Genomic DNA, 16,128 nt, shown 5'->3' with positions numbered 1-16,128 from the left:
GTTCCTCCTTTCCTCATTTATTTACGTTTCTCAAAAGGTCTATGGTGGTATCGTCAATTCGTTCATCAATTAGAGACAATCCTAGAAGTTCTTTTTCTCTCTTTTCGTAGTCAAAAAATTGTTTAAAATCTTTGTAATAAGGTTCCTGTCTCTTACCTTTAGTTGCTTTGATTTGTCGAGTGGTCCAAGCTTGCATATGAGCATTAAATTCCTGATCTAAACGCCTTAATTGGCAAGCAAACATTCGCAATTCATATTCATATGGGGTCATACTTTCAACTTCATTTATATTGACCATTCCAAGAAAGCGAAATGCGTTAATTAAAATGCGCTCATATGTTTCTGCGGAACTTAATTGTTTTCCATCTGATTCGCTAGATTCTTCTTGAGTTCTCTGACCGCTAACTTCCCCGCATTGCTTTCTTCTAGTTCTTTCAAAACATCATCAAAAACGGATTCAATATCTTCTGCACTATCTACAAAATCATCAATTTCATCTTGGCTTGGGCGTGGTGATTCAGTAATTGTTGCAGCATATAAAAACTCAGATAGTGTTGCAGCATTTCCACTAGCTAGTTCAGGTAATTTGGTACTTAGTGATAAACCAAAAATCACGCCATCTTGGACTACAGCAAATTTTTTGTCTAACTCTCTGACGAACTTCACGCCAAACTTACATGTATATTTCTTTTTATTAATTTCAATTTGCATAATTTTTCCTCCTAAAATAAAAGAAGACTAGCAAATACTAGCCTCCTCGCAAATTATTTATTTAACCTTCTGGAACAGTTTCTTCTTTGATTGTGTCTTTAAATACATATTGAACAACTTCCTCTTGTTCCTCGTTTAAGGTGGCGAATCCTTTAGCACCTTTTCCGTTGATACCAAACTCAAGAGATAATTCAACTGAATCTTCAGCACTTGGATTTTTACCAAAAGAAGTAACGTAGCCCTGATAATAAGTTGCCTTGTATTTTTCAGCATCTTCTCCAGTTCCTTTTTCAGCTTTGTTGATTTCCCAAATTTCAATAATTTCGTCATCATCCAAGGCGGTTTCTAATTTATCTACATACGGATCATTGATAGACAAAATAGAAGTAGCTGAAAAATCAATTTCTAATGCTCCTGGAGTACGAATTGGGCCATCTTTTGTTGGTGTAGAATCGCTATCTTTTGATTTTGTATTTTCATGTTCAGTTTGAAAAGCCAGTTTCCATGCTGCTTCTTTTGTTGATTCTTTTAACAATCTAAATAGCAAAATAATGTCAATGCCTTTTGCTGCTTGTTTCATAATTAATTTCCTTCTTTCTATAAAATTCTAAATTCAAGTGTAATAATTGCTCGTTTGAGCGGTGTATTTGTCGATGTGTCGTCAATGATATTTATTCCGCTGTTAACGATATTTAAAGCCCACACATATCCATCAGTGCGATCCATTTGCAAAGCTTCATTAAAAATAGCAGATGCCATATCAGACACCTGCTTTCTTTTTTTCTGTAAGCCCCAAATAGATAGGACTAAAACAACCGAACCTTTGATATCCGTTTTATTAGGTTGATGTTTTGTTAGGGTATCTTCGAACTCCACAAACGGATATGGCACATCATCCATAGGCTTATAGTCATAAGTCTGATAACCCAACTCGTTTGACTTTTTAAATATTGCATCAAAGATTGATTGGTCACGTGTTTTGATCACTATTGCATCAACCTTTCTAAATCAGATTTAAATTTCTGTTTTTGTTTTCGAAGTGGCGGAAAGAAGAAATCTCGTTTAACCATGTACCTGGTACCACGGATCAAATATGGAGCGTATTCTGTTTTGGGTCCAGTATGACCAGAAAAACCATTGTTTGATATTTGCATCGTAATACTACGCTTAGTTGTTCCAGTTGGTTTTACAAATTTCTTACCTTCCCAGTGTCCAGTTAACAGCACTTGAGCTTCGTTCTGCATTCCCTCAGTTAATTCAGCAGTATTTGTTTTCACAATAGTTTTCACATCATCCAAAGTAGCATTCTTTTTAAGTTTCTTTGAAAGACCAGCAAGTCCGTTAATTTTAAATGATCCCTTACCCATCTTTGATCACTTCCTGAACAATTAAACTGTGACGCTCTTGGGGAACTCGTTCTGTTACCAATTGATAGGTTTTACCTCGATATTCGATATAATCCCATTTTGGAACAGAAAAAAGAGGCTGTGTCCGGATGACCTTAGCCCCTTCATTAATTGTTCCAAAGATGGCAACCGATCGATCAGTTCCCAAATCTGTGACATTTGCAGTGGTATCTGTTCGCTTCGGTTCAGATTCTACCCACTCACCAAGATCTGCATCATAATGAGATTCAGATGATTCCGCTACGAACACAATTGATTTATCGTATCTCATTTGAATCGGAACACTCCTTTTTTAGGTTTGTAAAAGGCTTCCTCATCTTTCCGGCGATATTCGTCGATTGTGTCTTGGTATTCTGAAAAGTCAGAGTCAGGAAACGCCATAGACAAACCTTCTTGAGAATACGACTGCATCCCTTCATTACCGATTCTATTGAATCGTTTAAGAGTTACCTCATAAGAAATATATTCAAATTGCGAGGGAATACTTTCCGGATCCCCAAGTAAAGAACGCAGCCGTTCTTTCGTCCTGCGTTCGATTACTGCGAGTTTATCGTCAACTTTACCTTCTAACAACGTCTTGACATCTGTAGCAATTGAATTAGTTTCATCTGCCATAAATAGTCACCTACTTAGCCGAAAGCGCTGCTTCTGCTTGAACAGCTTCTTGTTTATTCGCTTCAATTTGTTCACCGTTAGATAATTCATAATGACCACGTTTGATCATTTTAGGAAATCCTTCTTCAACAACTTGAATAAAGCCCTCACCTAAATTTTCAATAATCTCATCATATCGCTCATCAGTCATTTCAATAATTTGGCCAACTTCATAGACATCCTTAGTATGAATATCACGAAAGACTTGATTTACAGTTACTTTCATCTTTATTTACCTACCCTTCTGGAATTTCTTTAGTTTTGATTTTTGCGAATGCACCATCTTTTACTAACATGAAACCAATATCCATTGTTACACGCATAGCCATCATTTCACGCTCGAACAGGTTGATTGGATCTCCATTTTCATCAACAATTGTTGAAAGTTGCGCTTCTTCAGAGATTTTATAAGACAAGTTATACGGAATACCATAAAACATATGATCAAAGTCGCCAGTATATAATGTTCCTTTTTCCTGTGCTTTTAGATCGACAACTGGTAAGCCATCAAGCGTATTGTTATTCCGATCATAAATTAATTCTGTTTGATTTCCAATCACCTTAGAAGCTTCACGCAATGTTTTACGATTTTTTCGTGTAGAAATGAAAGCATTTGGTTCAAAGTCTTCTTCTTCTAAAAGATCTTGCAATTCAATAACAGTGTCATAAGTCAAATCATCTTCAAGAACATGTCCCGCCGCAACCGCAGATTGATCGATCGATTGTGGAAATGGATTTTCTTGATTCAGGATAGTTGCAGCATCAATCTTCTTATAAATAGCTTCTGCAATTTTTGGTCGCATTTCATCAAAGAATGTTGAACGTTCATATTGTAAATATTCGCGAGAAGCTAAAACAATGACACCCGCTTTTTTCGCTACCATTTTTACTGTTAACCATTTAGCAGTAGATGTCTTGATCTTTTCTGCCTCACCTACCCAGTAAGCTCCTGGTCCTTCAGCAAAATATTGGAACTCTTTTTCTTTTCCGTCCATTTCTTCATATTTTGCAAGCTGCATCATTTTAGAGTTTTCCATAACTTCTTTTAAGATCAATTCATTGTACTTATCAGGAATTGTTCCATCCATTTGTTCATACAATTTAGCGTGATCAGGTGTAAATTTTGGTACTGCAAAAGTTTGTAAGTCCATCTTCATTAAGTTCTTTTTCATGTGTGAATCCTCCTATTTTATAATTCGTGTTTGTTTTGCTAACTCAGCGGTCGACATCTTTTTATTTCCGTTTGTATCGAACTGACCGCCAGCAGCTGGAGTTTGTTGCCGAGCATTTTCTTTTTTGATCTTAGATACAAAGTTTGTAATGATCGCGACAGCTCCCTTAGTAGCTTCTGCATCATCTGAAACAATCAAGCTGAGTAAATCATCGTCATGTGGCAAACTAGCTTCTGACAGCATTTTAGATGCTTCTGTTGTCATAGCTGCTAAAGTCTGACCACGTTCCAATTCTGCAATTTTCGCTTCTAATTGTTTCTTTTCATGTTCAGACTTTTCCTGAGCGTTCATCTTAGCCAGCTTTGCAGCTTCGGCCTGCTTCTCTTGTTGCTCTTTTTCCCAAGCTTTTTGCTTCTTACTGGTCTCAGCAGCAATCATTTTTGCTACTTCATCACGAGTAAATGTTTTGTCGCCATTACCAGCTCCGTTTGGATCATCAGGATTCGCTGGATCATTCGGATTGGGATCACCTGCCGGCGGAGTTCCTGTTCCTCCTGGTTCACCGCTACCTCCATCTGGATCAGCAAAGAATTGTAAATGTAATGGCATTAATAAACGTTTTTTCATGATCATTTCTCCTCCACGGTTACGCCGCTACCCGATAAATTTGACTAGTTACGCTAGTCAGCCGAAACAAGCTGTTCTTTAACGCCTTCAGCAAGAAAAGGCATAATAAAAAGCCTAGTGATTAACTAGACTTTAAAATTTATTCCACAACTTCCCAATCATTACTAAATAGCTCAATGTTAGTTTCTTTCCAAGGAACACAACCATATCGACTTTCCACAAACAAATACGGTGCTGTCATTTTACTGTGCTTATCTGGGAACTGCGCTCTAATTACAACATCACTACTCCATTTAGGTAATCTCATTCCTTTACCTTCTTTTACCTTTTCAAAAGCTCGTCCAAAATTCATTTTATTTCTCTCCTTCTAATTCTATTTTTTGTTTCAGATGTCCCATAAGTCCTTTAATCTGTTTCGTTAACCTTTCTTTCTTTTTCGTTCCAAAAGCAGTGTTCTTTTGCTGGTACATTAGAGATTTAATCTCAGAATCGATATAGAATATTGTTGACTGATAACCACATGACTGGCATTCAGCGTAATGACGTTCCACACCATCTGGCAAATTTTCTACTTCTTGAACAAACGGAGTATGCTTGCCGCATTTATTACATACATATTTTTCTTTAGTCATTTTATAATCCTCGTTTCTTTAATGCTTTTTCAAGAGACTCACGATTGATGCGTGGTGCTGTTGAGCAATGACAGTGAGCGTGCATATATGGAGCATTTACACCTTTTTGCATTTTGGCTACCTTATAAGGACCACCTTTCGCAACATTCTTGCATATCTCACAAGCAGAAGGCTCAGCGATATAATCATAATCTTCTATTTCAGCATCCAAATAGCTTTGCTTTTGAATGTCAGTTTGGATCGCCGTCATTTCAGTGATCATTAATCGATTGAGTTTGTAACGGATGTTTTCTTGATTAGGCTTTAGGAACTTTGCAAGTTCACTAGCGACAGTTTTAGGATTTTTACCTTGAGTAATTGCTTTTGTCAGCAATTTTTCTAAATCAGCTTTCATCTCAGTGAAATTTTGCCAGATGTTATCGCTAAACGAAGCATATTCTCTGGACTTAAAAGAAGCATTTACGATAGAAGAAACCTTTTTTGCATAGTCTTTATCCAAAGTACTACCCAAGATACCAGCTTGACGAAGATATTCTGCTTTGGCAGCAGATGACAGTTGACTATATCCCCATTTATCCAAGCCATCAAATAGAGTAACTAATTCCAGTCCAATTTGAGCCTTGACCAGTTCTAAACGTGAAACTCTCATAACAAGATTGTAGATTTTAAGCTCTTTGTTTGCTTGTGGACTAAAATCTTTGTTCTCAACATATTCTTTCGCTTTACGCTGGAATCGTTCCACGTCCATTTTAGCTGCACGCTTTCGAGCTTCACTGATCGTGATCTGTTGACCATTAGAAAATCTATCCCAGTTTGCATCTATTTCGGTTTGAATAGAATCAATAGCATGCTGCAGTTGTTTCATTATTTCCTTTTCACGGACTTTATCGAGTTTGATTTGTTCTTTAATCCAAGCATCTTCCCGATCTTTTAAATAGGACATTTAGATCAGTCCTCCTTCGGTTGACCCTGTTTGGCTAAAAATTCTGCCTGTTCTTTTTTTAACTGTGCTTTTTCTTGATCAGTCCTTGGAGTTGTTTCAGATTCTTTCTTTACCCGATCCATTTCGGCTTGAACATCATCAATAAATGAAGCTAGACCTAAAATAGTTTCTTGACTAAGTTCAGCACCAGAATCAACCAATGTTTTTAACTCTTCAAGAATTGCTTTTGGTAGATTTGGAGTAAATACAATCCGTAACCCCTTTAAATCGGAGTTATCAATCTCAGAAACACTAGATTTTAGGTTAAATAAAAGACGATAGCGTCGCACAAGACTTTTTTTGAATAGTCTCTGCTTCACTGCCGTCATTTGGTTAAATCCAAACATCTTATATTTCATAGCTTCACCGGACTGAACGCCGGAAAAGTTCGTATCTGTCAAATCCGGAACCATAGAAATTTCATGGATCCCTTTTCTAACTCTTTCTTTATACGCTTCAACCCCATTAACATCATATTGCTTATAAATATATCCTGCGTTAATCGATGTTTTATTGCCGTTGATATCTGTACCTGATTCAAGCAAAAGCATATTGGCTTCTTTTTGTTTGGCAGCATCTTCGGATGTCATACCAGCTGCGTCAATGTCACCGCTAATAACCAGCAAAGCATCATTGAGATCCGTCATGTAGTTTGCCGTATCTGATTGACCAGCATCATATAAATCTATTAATGAAAGAACATCTTCATACAAGCCCATTCTGAAACGATTCGGAGAAAATTCAGTAATCTGAACTTCTTTATAATCATGAGCTGCTTCATCAGGATTTTTAAGTTGGATTGCAGAGAGAATAGTTTCTTCATAAGTTATGATCTTATCTTCAGTATAAATTACAGGCTGGATGTATTGTTTATCAGCATCTACTGTAAACTTAGTTTTAGGATATCGAACAGCTGCGATCGGTCTACGCTTCACCGATGTATCATAAATAACAAACGTCTCAAAGACATTGCATAGATCAACATAGTCAACGTCATCTTCATCACGATAGATCACTTCATAAGCACGCCCATATTTATCCATATCTAACCAAAGTTCACCATTCAAACCATCAATGTCATTATCCAGATTAAAATCATCAATGACTGTCTGTCTCTTTTTAGGTTTAATTTGTACCTTGATTGGGTTCCCAGTGTTATAACCTACATCAAATGTGGCAAGAACTTTGCCAAAGTTGTGAGCTGAACGATGATCAGCTTTCTCTGGTTCTTTTCGTCTACGATTTTTAATGATATTCGTATTTTTTGCCTTGTAGTATTCATCCAATACATGCAAACGAGGAACTTGATGCTCATAGTGATGATAAATCATCTTTGCCAAAATATCAGGGTTTTCCAGAAGTTCTTTAGCTGAGCTGTATCTGTAATGAATATTCGATTCTACACCAAAACTAACGTAATTCACAGTCACATCACTAGAATATCGAACGTCTGAAGCATGTTCAAACTCGTTTACTTTTAAGATCTTATCAGTTGATTCTTCATATGTTTCATCTGATATTTCTTGATTCTCCATTTTTTCACACTCCTTTAAAACATCCGTTTAATTTGTTTGTATTTTTGTTTTTTCGATTGATTAGACGATCTCAATTTATTGGCACAAATTTCTGCAATTCCAGTTAGTCCATCTGGAGCATCATCATGTGTGTTTTTACCTTGTTTTTGATAAGACATTAAATCTTCATAGAGTTCTGGCCAGCGATGCTTCCAACCTTTAGGGAAAAATACATTTTCCATGATCCAAGGTGCATTCGTAATTATTCTAGCTTTTTTATTTTTGGATTGGTGGAACCATTTAATTACAGTTTGATTTGATCGATATTTTTCTTTGAGCTTATCCCTAACGCTTCTAGCATATCCAGTACCACCATTGTTAGATTCAAACCAAGCTGTATTCACTTCATTTTTATAAAGTTTTTCAACTGTCTTATCCCTGGTAACTCCTTGATCTTCTACTGTATAAAGAATGTCCAAAATATAAGCTCGATTATCCAGAGTTTGACCGAAGATATACATTGCATGTTTATCGTCACCTTCATCTGCGGTATCTGTATAAGCATAAGTATGAATTATTTCTGGTAATTCTGACTGTTCATACTCATTGAAACCATCCAAATAGAGTCTACCTTTGATATCGATCGGTTCTTGTTGATAGTTGGCAGATGCTATATCCACACCAATCGCAGCACGTTTCTTTTTATAATCTTCAAAAGATAAGATGTCTGAACATAACATCTCTTCCTTTTTTTCATCAATGAGTGCTTTCTTTTTAATGATGCGCAGCTTGTAACCCATTGCTGGCATTTCAGATTCAATCCTTCCGGCTAAATCTTTAGAGTGCCAACGAGTCATAATTACAATAATTTTCCCACCTTTTTCAACACGAGAGATCATTTGCTTTGTAAACCAGTCCCAATGCTTTTCCAGTGCAAATTCATTCGTTGCATCTGCAATCCCTTTGATAACATCATCCACGAATAACAAATCAAATCCTTTACCAGTAGCTGAACCTCCTGGAGAAGTTGCGAGATATGATAACTTAGAACCTCTCAACGCCCAACGCTTAGCAGCTGATGATCCTCGTTTGATTTTTGCATTAGGAAAGATGTCAGAGTAGACGATATTATCATCTACTTTTATTTCAGAAATCGTGTCTCTTACTTCTTTTGAAAAGTCAGTGGCCAGATCTTCGTTATACGATCCAGTTGCAATCCTCAGAGAAGGATCACGACCTAATGACCATTCGACACATCGACCAGCAGTAAGCGACTTACAATGCCTTGGTGGTAGATTTAATAATAGAAGATCATCATCACTTACAAGAAACTCTTGAAATTCATCACACAATTCAACTAAATACTCACGTTCTTCTTTATAAACTTCCGGAATCATCAACTGGCAGTATGAAAAGAAATCTTCTCTAGCCCGTTCAATTTTCTGTTCATTATCCGCTAGTCTTTTTAACTCCTGCAGCCTTTTCAACTTCAAATAATATTGAACTTTATCCATTACGATCAATCCCTAATTCTTGCTCTAATTTGATTATTTCACTGTCGATATCATCTGGCACTTCATCATTATCATTATTAGGATTGGACGGCGGAACGATTTCCAGCTCTAGTTCCTCAGCTTTTAATGATGCAATTTTCGCTTGAGCTTCAATAAGTTTCTTTCTCTTTTTATTCAGTTCTAATTCGCCAAACTGCTTCACAGCTCTTGCCAATTGATTGCTGACCCTAGTGAGGGCATCTTCAATAGAAAGAATATCTTCTATTTTCCGAAACGTTTTTTCTTTTTTCTCAGTCATAGTAATGACCGGAACCTCTACAGCAATTTTTTTCCCATTCTTTTCAGAATCAACAAATTGCTTCCTGCCACGTAATTCATAGAGTTCAGCAATTTCTTTTTGGTTCAGGCCTTCTTCAGCTTCTTTAATTCGTTTCATCATTCGATGCTGCCGAATTTTAAGCAGTCGGATTTCTTCCAGTAGTATGAATGATGGATCCTCACTCAGATTAGAATAGATGTCTCTTTCTTCTTCTGTTAAGGTATCGACAAAAATCGTTTCAAACTCTCCAGTTTTTACGGCATTTTTATTACCAGACGGAGGTGCTGCATGCTTGTTCCCTTTGTTTCCTTTTGCATTTTGATTCCTTGGAGGTGCTCCACCTTTATTCGTAGTACTGCATTTTTCTTCTGTAGTACTACAATTATTTTTTTGTAGTACCTCATTCCATTTATCACGAGATTTCCATGCAGAAATAGTTTTTTCAGGAACACTTAAAAGAGAAGCGACTTTTCTATTGGCCACTTCTCCGTTGTGTTCTAAAAATATTTCCAGAGCTTTATCCCGATTTGGATCACGCTTTCTTGCCATCCATACCACACCACCTCACTAACTTTATAAGTTGAGTTTCGTTTTTACTAATTCTCTATATCTTTAAGCATCAAATCCGCTTCAATTAATACTTTCAAATCACTAACAGAATTAAGTTTGATCTGGCCACCTTTCAAATTTTGTAACCATTGACCTAAAGCCACACGAATGATTTTTTTATACTCCTCAACGGATTCAGCACGTTCTAATGCTTTTTCTAGTTCGTACTCTAAATTTATGTTTTCATCAATTTCCATTTGCGAAAATCCCCCCGCTATGTCTATAATAGTGAAAGACACTGAGTGCTCTAAAACCGACGTCGGTCTTTTCTCAGTGTCTTCGGGGAGATATCCTCGTAGAATTAGTCGAGTGTTTGCGCACTCGGCTTTTTTTATTATTAATCACCATCTTTCAAAATAAATCGTTACAAGTTCCCGAAAGATGATGATGTAACAAACTACTTAATTTTTACTGCCTTAATACCAGTTGATTCTTCAAAACGCTTGATGATCACATCACAGAAAACAGGATCCAGCTCAAGAGTATAGCAGCGACGATCCAATTCATGAGCGCACATCAGCGTTGAACCAGAACCGCCAAATAGATCCACAATCAAGTGATCTTTCTTTGAACTGTTTCGAATCGGAATGGCCAGCAAAGATAACGGCTTTTGAGTCGGATGAACATACGCGTTGACATTCCCACGGCTACACTCCCAAATGGTACTTGGAAGATCATCCAGCAAATCATCCCGCCAAACTGTGGATTGTTTACGGTTCCCTTGCCAAAATGGCGCACACTTTTTCTTGTGAGCGTAAAATACAGGCTCATGTTGCCAACGATATTGACTCCATCCGTTAGAGGATGAGTTCTTTACCCAAATACATTGGGATCGTACAAGAATATCATTAGCATTCATAGCATCTTCAAAATCCCGTTGGGTACTAGAAGCATGAAAAACATAAATTGCAGAATGATCAGCCATCAAATGATTATAACTAGCAAATACAGAATGAAGGAAAGATTGAAATTCTTCATCACTCATATCATCATTTAAAATCTTTTCTCGGCCAGAATCAGACAACTCTTCACTTTCGGAAACAACCGCAACATTATACGGCGGGTCAGTGACAACTAAATCAGCTGCTTCGCCATTCATTAGTTTGTCGATGTCGCTTTTAAGCGTTGCGTCCCCACACATTAAGCGATGTGTCCCAAGTTGCCAGACATCACCATATTGAGCTACAGGTCCATTGTCTTTAACTTCTTTGACCGCTTGATCAACATCAAAACCATCTTCTTCAATAGTTTTTTCAATTTCCACATTATAGTCAAAACGACTTACGATATCGGATGCTTCAGGTGAATCAAATCCGGATAACTCTACTTCAAAACTATTAAATTCTTTTAGCAGCAAAGCTAGTTTGTTTTCATCCCATTGTCCAGAAATTTTGTTTAAAGCGATATTTAGCTGTTTTTCTTTTTCCAAAGGTATATCGATGACAGATACTTCGATAGCTGTGATACCTAAATCTTTAGCCACTGACACACGCTGGTGACCACCAACAAGATTGCCTGTTTGTTTATTGAAGATTGGTGGATCAATAAACCCAAATTCCTCAATTGATTTTTTCAACTTTTCATATTCTGGCATACCTGGGGACAAATCAACTCTCGGATTGTAATCAGCTGGCTTCAGATCAGATAGATTCATTTTTTCTATTAACATTCATTTACCTCCAAAATAAAAAGCCCCTAAAGGGCTATAATTTATAAAAATCCTTTAACATAAATTCCAATTCTATCGTTTAGATTAATACCGAATTTATTTTCAAACTCTTGATAGGCAAGCATTCTATCGTCATGATTTTTTGCTTTGATAATTTTATTGTAGGCTCTTTTCCAAGCTTAGTTATTTTTTATTTTTTCAGCTACTTGTAAAGCATTCATTTGATTTGACCTCCTTATAAGAACTCAATTTCTTTATTATCAATTAAAACCGTTTTGAAATACTCAGCAGCTTCAATTGCTTTTTCGTATTGTTCTAAAGTATGTTTTAAGCCTTCAATATTTTGCGGGCATTTGAAACAGTATTTATTTGAATATCATATTTTCCATTATTTTTTGTGTGGAAACTTGGATCAAGAATGTGCATGAACGGGAAGAAATCTTTATTTGGAGATTCAACCATGATGTCAAAGCCTTCTCTATCCTCAAATAAAATGTAGCCATTCATTTCTGTAATTTTTTCCATTGTTTACATCCCCTTATCTATTTGTTGTATGTATATTAACTTGGGTGGAGATGTAATACAACTCGTTTCACGTTATTTTATCAACCTGTTACATGATACATTAAACGATACAAGGAAATTTTATACGTTATATTAAAAGTAAAAAGACACCTCACAAAAAGTGAAGTGCCTTATCAAAATTTTCTACACTAATAGAATATCACTAAAAAATCAATATGTCGGTACTATCTTGGTACTGTACGTACTATACTATTATGTTATCATTAGTGTAAAAGGATGTGTATTTATGACAAAAGATAAGAAAATACAAAAAACTAATAATCAAATTAAGTGTGGTCTGATTATGCCTCTTGCTCCTATGCCAGGTTATCCTGATACACAGTTTTTTGATGTGCGTTCAATTTTAAGTGAAACCATCAGTAATATTAGTCAATATGATTTTAAGCCTAGAATGGTTAGCGATTCTCCAGGAGAAATAGACATAATCCATAATAGTATTGTCAATAATATCTATGATGATCCAATTGTTGTAGTAGATATTAGTGGAAGAAATGGTAATGTTATGTTGGAATTAGGTTTGAGATTGGCTTTTGATAAACCGGTAGTAATCATTAAGGATGATAGAACTGATTATATGTTTGATATTTCTATGATTGAACATGTCTCATATCCAGCAGATTTGAGACACACACAAATCTTAGAGTTTCAAGAAAAATTACAATTGAAGATTGTTAAAACATATGAAAAATCTTTACAAGACAAGGACTATTCACCTTTTCTTAAAAACTTCAAACATATTAAAGTTCAAAGCATTGGTGAAGAAACAATAGATCAGGATCAAGCCTTGTCCCGAATTGACGGAAAATTAGACATGATGAGTAAACAGATTAATAATATGTATTCATATAAAGAAAAAAATCCTTCACCGATTAAATATTTTGCAGATACCGGAATGGTTCAGGATGTTGCTGAACTAATGGTTCAAGGTAAAATACCTATATATATTTCTCCAGAAGAAATAATAAATCGGCAAGATTTTAAAGAATTGTTTTCCAAATACTCAAGTGATATTAAAAGTCGAGGTTTTTCTATTTATGAAGTTCAAGAACTTTTGAATGCCTCGAGAAATTCTATTCAATAAAGAGAGATACTATTCAGTATCTCTCTTTATACTTTTTTAGTGAAGTTAATGATTCTCATAAGCTCCGCATGTTTGCTTTTAATATATGAGTAGCTATACCCTGTCTCTTCTGCAATTGATTCTAATGTTAACCCTTCAACATATTTCAATTTTAAAATTCGTTGATTCAATCCATTGAACTTATCAATGAGTTGAATAATCTCCTTACGTTCTTTTTCTAATTTTTCAACCCGTTGATCCAATTCTTTAATCACTCCTTTTAGTTGTTTTTGTTTATGCAAAGCTGTCAAAAATGTTTGATGCTTTGCTAGGTCTCCATCATCACCATCTAAATAATTCTGCCATCGTGAGAACTCTCTTCTATTTAATTCTAAAGATATTTTTAACTCATATAACTCATTATCAATATGAACTATTGAATTAACCCACTCGTAAATGATGAATCACCTTCTTTTAAGTTTTTATAAAAAGTAGGGCTGTCCCTACTTTGTCCCCACTTTTAAAATTAAAGTAGGGCTTACTTAATGCTTACAGCCACAAGGGTTTTAGCGAATAAGCCACAGAAGCCCCACTTTTTCAGCCCCTTATATATATTTATTAATACTATATATATTCCCCTCTTTTTTTCTTTAAGTAATAAAAAAAAGTAGGGATAGTGGGGACACTATAGTATAAACTCAATTGTAACAAGGGTTTTACCAGTCCCCACTTTGCTAAAAAAAGTAGGGACAAAGTAGGGCTTTTTGTTAAAAGTGGGGCTTTTTTATTATTCTGTTTCAACCTGCTGCTTGTAGTAGTAGTATTTTTTCCCCATCATTCTACGTTGTGCCTTTTCGTAACCAGCAGTTTTAAGCCGCTGAGTAAATTTAGTTTGAGAATAAGGTTTTGTGCCAGCTTCTTCACAATATTTTAAGTAATCATCATAGACACCTTTAGTCGTCATGTTTTCATCAATGCCATTTTGGTGCAGAAATCCAAGAATAGAATCACTTTCAACAAAGTATTCATCTGTGATCTTGTCGACTGTTTCGGAAGTGGAGAGGCGGCCGCCGTTATTTATGATTCGCTGCATAGCTGACAAAGCGATATTTAAAAGATATGACTTCGCGTTATCAGTAGAAAGCTTATCATCAATTTTAGGATCTGCTTTTTTTACTTTATTTTCACAAGGGATGATGACGATCCGTCTTGCAATCCCTCCAGACTTATCCTTGAATGTCGGCATTTCATTTGCTGTAAAAACAAGCGTTGCTTTATTTTTTAATTTGTATGGTTTTGAGTAAATTGGTCGAACCATGATCGTATTACCTGAAGCTAAGGTTTTAAAGTTCATAGATTTTTCCATATAACCAGCATCAATATCGTCACCGACATTAACCAGCTTTCCTTCGAGTTCCATGACGGATGTCTGATCGTTAAACTGTTCTAACGCAAGGTTCAAACCTAAATCACCAATAAAGGCATTCAGCATTTCTAAAAACGTTGACTTACCATTTGCACCAGATGAACCTACCAAAAAGAAAACCTTATGAGGAAAGCCTTGAGTCATCAGAATATGACCCAGCATATCTTCAATCACATTTCTAAGATCCTTTTTCTCACTGCTTAAAAAATCTAGAAACTTATCAACATGCTCATCGTACGCATCAGGATTATACTCAACATCTAAAAAATATGGAGTAAATTCTTTTGTGGCCATTGGAATAACATCAGCACCATCTAACATAAAATCGTTTTTAAATTGAATCGGGAAATCATACACTTCTATTAATTCTCCTTTAACAGGGAATAGATCAACCAGCTGCTTCCACTTATTAGGTAAAAGCTTTATTCGCTGATCAATTTTTCTTAATAGTTTATTTTTATCATTGATCCAATAGTTTTTTTCACGATGGAAAAGAGAACCGTTAAAAAATTTTATTTCTAATTCTTTGGCCAGCGCTTCGCTAGTTGCAATCATGTCACTAGGATTTAGAACTAAACTTTGTAAAATCTCTTTCTCATTTACTGAGTTTACTACTGAAGTAATATCTGCAGTCGGGATCGGTTCAGCGAAAACTAATTCGTTGATTGTTTCACCCATTTTGATCAAAGTATCATAATCAAGCTCGTACATTTCTCTCGTTGTTAAAAGTTGACTATAAAGAGAACTGTTCCGACTTCCTTCACCCATGCCAGTCAAAGCTGACTTTAATTTAACAGGGAATAGTTCGATCGGTAGCGGCGGAAGATCATTCCACATTTCAAAAGAACCGTGTATTTTTCTAAGTTTTCCATTTTGTTTAATTGTGACAGTGGATTTGTTTCCTGTCTTAAAATCAACAAGCGCACCGATGACAGTATTTTTCTTGGTCCAGTTTCTTAAAAGAATTTTGTGGCCATTAATTTGGATCGGCCGTTTGTAGTAAAGATGTATTCCACGCTTTGTTTCAACCCAAAACGTTGGATATTTTTTTACCAAAGCTTTACCGATTTCAGGATATTCATCGAAATCGATCACGACTGTGCTGTCATCCAACCGTACTGCAGCATCGCTCAACTTGGTAATGTCTGTATAAAAATCGTCTAAATTGTGTTGATCAGGTTTCTTTTTCCCTGGTTCAAGTTTTATAAAATTAAGCACACTGTCTTATCACCTGCCTTGATGTATAAA

Annotated in this window: 22 protein-coding genes; 1 reads left to right on the top strand and 21 read right to left on the bottom strand. The window is 35.8% G+C overall.

Annotation, left to right across the window (positions count from 1 at the left end):
- Positions 1 to 13: 13 nt before the first annotated feature.
- The 19 genes from I586_RS00435 to I586_RS00345 form a co-directional block, all read right to left on the bottom strand.
- Positions 14 to 271: a hypothetical protein gene (locus tag I586_RS00435; RefSeq protein WP_071868114.1), complete on the bottom strand. Its 258-nt coding sequence runs from the start codon at positions 269 to 271 to the stop codon at positions 14 to 16.
- Between the two features lie 80 nt (positions 272 to 351).
- Entirely contained in the window at positions 352 to 711 is a 360-nt protein-coding gene (locus I586_RS00430; RefSeq protein WP_010765156.1) for a tail assembly chaperone, read from the bottom strand.
- A 61-nt stretch (positions 712 to 772) separates the two neighbouring features.
- The gene (locus tag I586_RS00425) at positions 773 to 1,291 is read right to left on the bottom strand and encodes a phage major tail protein, TP901-1 family (RefSeq protein WP_010765157.1); all 519 of its coding nucleotides are present in this window, start codon (positions 1,289 to 1,291) and stop codon (positions 773 to 775) included.
- A gap of 17 nt (positions 1,292 to 1,308) precedes the next feature.
- Positions 1,309 to 1,698: a hypothetical protein gene (locus tag I586_RS00420; protein WP_010765158.1), complete on the bottom strand. Its 390-nt coding sequence runs from the start codon at positions 1,696 to 1,698 to the stop codon at positions 1,309 to 1,311.
- Positions 1,698 to 2,078: an HK97-gp10 family putative phage morphogenesis protein gene (locus tag I586_RS00415; RefSeq protein WP_010765159.1), complete on the bottom strand. Its 381-nt coding sequence runs from the start codon at positions 2,076 to 2,078 to the stop codon at positions 1,698 to 1,700. Before I586_RS00415 ends, I586_RS00420 begins: the two co-directional genes overlap by 1 nt.
- Positions 2,071 to 2,388 carry a hypothetical protein gene (locus I586_RS00410; RefSeq protein WP_010765160.1) on the bottom strand — a complete coding sequence of 106 codons (318 nt, stop codon included), beginning with the start codon at positions 2,386 to 2,388 and terminating at the stop codon, positions 2,071 to 2,073. The genes I586_RS00415 and I586_RS00410 overlap by 8 nt, the downstream gene beginning before the upstream one ends.
- The gene (locus I586_RS00405; protein WP_010765161.1) at positions 2,385 to 2,732 is read right to left on the bottom strand and encodes a phage head-tail connector protein; all 348 of its coding nucleotides are present in this window, start codon (positions 2,730 to 2,732) and stop codon (positions 2,385 to 2,387) included. Before I586_RS00405 ends, I586_RS00410 begins: the two co-directional genes overlap by 4 nt.
- Positions 2,733 to 2,742: 10 nt before the next feature.
- Positions 2,743 to 2,997 (bottom strand): hypothetical protein, encoded by a 255-nt coding sequence (locus tag I586_RS00400; RefSeq protein ID WP_010765162.1) that lies wholly within the window; start codon positions 2,995 to 2,997, stop codon positions 2,743 to 2,745.
- 10 nt (positions 2,998 to 3,007) lie between these two features.
- On the bottom strand, positions 3,008 to 3,943 hold the full coding sequence (locus I586_RS00395; RefSeq protein ID WP_010765163.1) for a phage major capsid protein: 936 nt from the start codon (positions 3,941 to 3,943) through the stop codon (positions 3,008 to 3,010).
- A 12-nt stretch (positions 3,944 to 3,955) separates the two neighbouring features.
- A complete protein-coding gene (locus tag I586_RS00390; RefSeq protein ID WP_010765164.1) occupies positions 3,956 to 4,570 on the bottom strand; it encodes a DUF4355 domain-containing protein in 615 nt (204 codons plus the stop codon).
- Between the two features lie 139 nt (positions 4,571 to 4,709).
- Complete coding sequence (locus I586_RS00385; protein ID WP_010765165.1) at positions 4,710 to 4,922, bottom strand: Thoeris anti-defense Tad2 family protein; 213 nt, start codon at positions 4,920 to 4,922, stop codon at positions 4,710 to 4,712.
- A gap of 1 nt (position 4,923) precedes the next feature.
- The gene (locus I586_RS00380; RefSeq protein ID WP_010765166.1) at positions 4,924 to 5,202 is read right to left on the bottom strand and encodes a hypothetical protein; all 279 of its coding nucleotides are present in this window, start codon (positions 5,200 to 5,202) and stop codon (positions 4,924 to 4,926) included.
- Between the two features lies 1 nt (position 5,203).
- A complete protein-coding gene (locus I586_RS00375; RefSeq protein ID WP_010765167.1) occupies positions 5,204 to 6,145 on the bottom strand; it encodes a minor capsid protein in 942 nt (313 codons plus the stop codon).
- 5 nt (positions 6,146 to 6,150) lie between these two features.
- Positions 6,151 to 7,668: a phage portal protein gene (locus tag I586_RS00370; RefSeq protein WP_034701632.1), complete on the bottom strand. Its 1,518-nt coding sequence runs from the start codon at positions 7,666 to 7,668 to the stop codon at positions 6,151 to 6,153.
- Positions 7,669 to 7,733: 65 nt separating this feature from the next.
- A complete protein-coding gene (gene terL / locus I586_RS00365) occupies positions 7,734 to 9,212 on the bottom strand; it encodes a phage terminase large subunit (protein WP_010765169.1) in 1,479 nt (492 codons plus the stop codon).
- Positions 9,205 to 10,080, bottom strand: coding sequence for a phage terminase small subunit (terS, locus tag I586_RS00360; protein ID WP_010765170.1), 876 nt, complete (start codon positions 10,078 to 10,080; stop codon positions 9,205 to 9,207). The genes terL and terS overlap by 8 nt, the downstream gene beginning before the upstream one ends.
- Positions 10,081 to 10,127: 47 nt before the next feature.
- Complete coding sequence (locus tag I586_RS00355; RefSeq protein ID WP_010765171.1) at positions 10,128 to 10,337, bottom strand: hypothetical protein; 210 nt, start codon at positions 10,335 to 10,337, stop codon at positions 10,128 to 10,130.
- A gap of 200 nt (positions 10,338 to 10,537) precedes the next feature.
- Entirely contained in the window at positions 10,538 to 11,809 is a 1,272-nt protein-coding gene (locus I586_RS00350; RefSeq protein ID WP_010765172.1) for a site-specific DNA-methyltransferase, read from the bottom strand.
- A gap of 327 nt (positions 11,810 to 12,136) precedes the next feature.
- The gene (locus I586_RS00345) at positions 12,137 to 12,334 is read right to left on the bottom strand and encodes a hypothetical protein (RefSeq protein ID WP_010765173.1); all 198 of its coding nucleotides are present in this window, start codon (positions 12,332 to 12,334) and stop codon (positions 12,137 to 12,139) included.
- 286 nt (positions 12,335 to 12,620) lie between these two features.
- Here I586_RS00345 and I586_RS00340 point away from each other — a divergent pair, with 286 nt between their 5' ends.
- Positions 12,621 to 13,475 carry a hypothetical protein gene (locus I586_RS00340; protein ID WP_010765174.1) on the top strand — a complete coding sequence of 285 codons (855 nt, stop codon included), beginning with the start codon at positions 12,621 to 12,623 and terminating at the stop codon, positions 13,473 to 13,475.
- 26 nt (positions 13,476 to 13,501) lie between these two features.
- Here the strand turns inward: I586_RS00340 and I586_RS00335 are convergent, their stop codons facing one another.
- Together I586_RS00335 and I586_RS00330 are read right to left on the bottom strand one after the other, a co-directional pair.
- Complete coding sequence (locus I586_RS00335) at positions 13,502 to 13,891, bottom strand: sigma-70 RNA polymerase sigma factor region 4 domain-containing protein (protein ID WP_244147863.1); 390 nt, start codon at positions 13,889 to 13,891, stop codon at positions 13,502 to 13,504.
- 350 nt (positions 13,892 to 14,241) lie between these two features.
- Positions 14,242 to 16,098 carry a phage/plasmid primase, P4 family gene (locus I586_RS00330; protein ID WP_010765176.1) on the bottom strand — a complete coding sequence of 619 codons (1,857 nt, stop codon included), beginning with the start codon at positions 16,096 to 16,098 and terminating at the stop codon, positions 14,242 to 14,244.
- Positions 16,099 to 16,128 lie beyond the last annotated feature (30 nt).

Source organism: Enterococcus moraviensis ATCC BAA-383 (assembly GCF_000407445.1).
GTDB classification, from domain to species: Bacteria; Bacillota; Bacilli; order Lactobacillales; family Enterococcaceae; genus Enterococcus_L; species Enterococcus_L moraviensis.
The sequence above is the reverse complement of the archived record's forward strand: the minus strand, read 5'-3'. Positions and strand labels throughout refer to the sequence as shown.

Coding starts and splice junctions, on each gene's coding strand:
- I586_RS00435 (WP_071868114.1), bottom strand. CDS start 271: ATGACCCCATATGAATATGAATTGCGAATGTTTGCTTGCCAATTAAGG.
- I586_RS00430 (WP_010765156.1), bottom strand. CDS start 711: ATGCAAATTGAAATTAATAAAAAGAAATATACATGTAAGTTTGGCGTG.
- I586_RS00425 (WP_010765157.1), bottom strand. CDS start 1,291: ATGAAACAAGCAGCAAAAGGCATTGACATTATTTTGCTATTTAGATTG.
- I586_RS00415 (WP_010765159.1), bottom strand. CDS start 2,078: ATGGGTAAGGGATCATTTAAAATTAACGGACTTGCTGGTCTTTCAAAG.
- I586_RS00410 (WP_010765160.1), bottom strand. CDS start 2,388: ATGAGATACGATAAATCAATTGTGTTCGTAGCGGAATCATCTGAATCT.
- I586_RS00405 (WP_010765161.1), bottom strand. CDS start 2,732: ATGGCAGATGAAACTAATTCAATTGCTACAGATGTCAAGACGTTGTTA.
- I586_RS00400 (WP_010765162.1), bottom strand. CDS start 2,997: ATGAAAGTAACTGTAAATCAAGTCTTTCGTGATATTCATACTAAGGAT.
- I586_RS00395 (WP_010765163.1), bottom strand. CDS start 3,943: ATGAAAAAGAACTTAATGAAGATGGACTTACAAACTTTTGCAGTACCA.
- I586_RS00390 (WP_010765164.1), bottom strand. CDS start 4,570: ATGAAAAAACGTTTATTAATGCCATTACATTTACAATTCTTTGCTGAT.
- I586_RS00385 (WP_010765165.1), bottom strand. CDS start 4,922: ATGAATTTTGGACGAGCTTTTGAAAAGGTAAAAGAAGGTAAAGGAATG.
- I586_RS00380 (WP_010765166.1), bottom strand. CDS start 5,202: ATGACTAAAGAAAAATATGTATGTAATAAATGCGGCAAGCATACTCCG.
- I586_RS00375 (WP_010765167.1), bottom strand. CDS start 6,145: ATGTCCTATTTAAAAGATCGGGAAGATGCTTGGATTAAAGAACAAATC.
- terL (WP_010765169.1), bottom strand. CDS start 9,212: ATGGATAAAGTTCAATATTATTTGAAGTTGAAAAGGCTGCAGGAGTTA.
- terS (WP_010765170.1), bottom strand. CDS start 10,080: ATGGCAAGAAAGCGTGATCCAAATCGGGATAAAGCTCTGGAAATATTT.
- I586_RS00355 (WP_010765171.1), bottom strand. CDS start 10,337: ATGGAAATTGATGAAAACATAAATTTAGAGTACGAACTAGAAAAAGCA.
- I586_RS00350 (WP_010765172.1), bottom strand. CDS start 11,809: ATGTTAATAGAAAAAATGAATCTATCTGATCTGAAGCCAGCTGATTAC.
- I586_RS00345 (WP_010765173.1), bottom strand. CDS start 12,334: ATGGAAAAAATTACAGAAATGAATGGCTACATTTTATTTGAGGATAGA.
- I586_RS00340 (WP_010765174.1), top strand. CDS start 12,621: ATGACAAAAGATAAGAAAATACAAAAAACTAATAATCAAATTAAGTGT.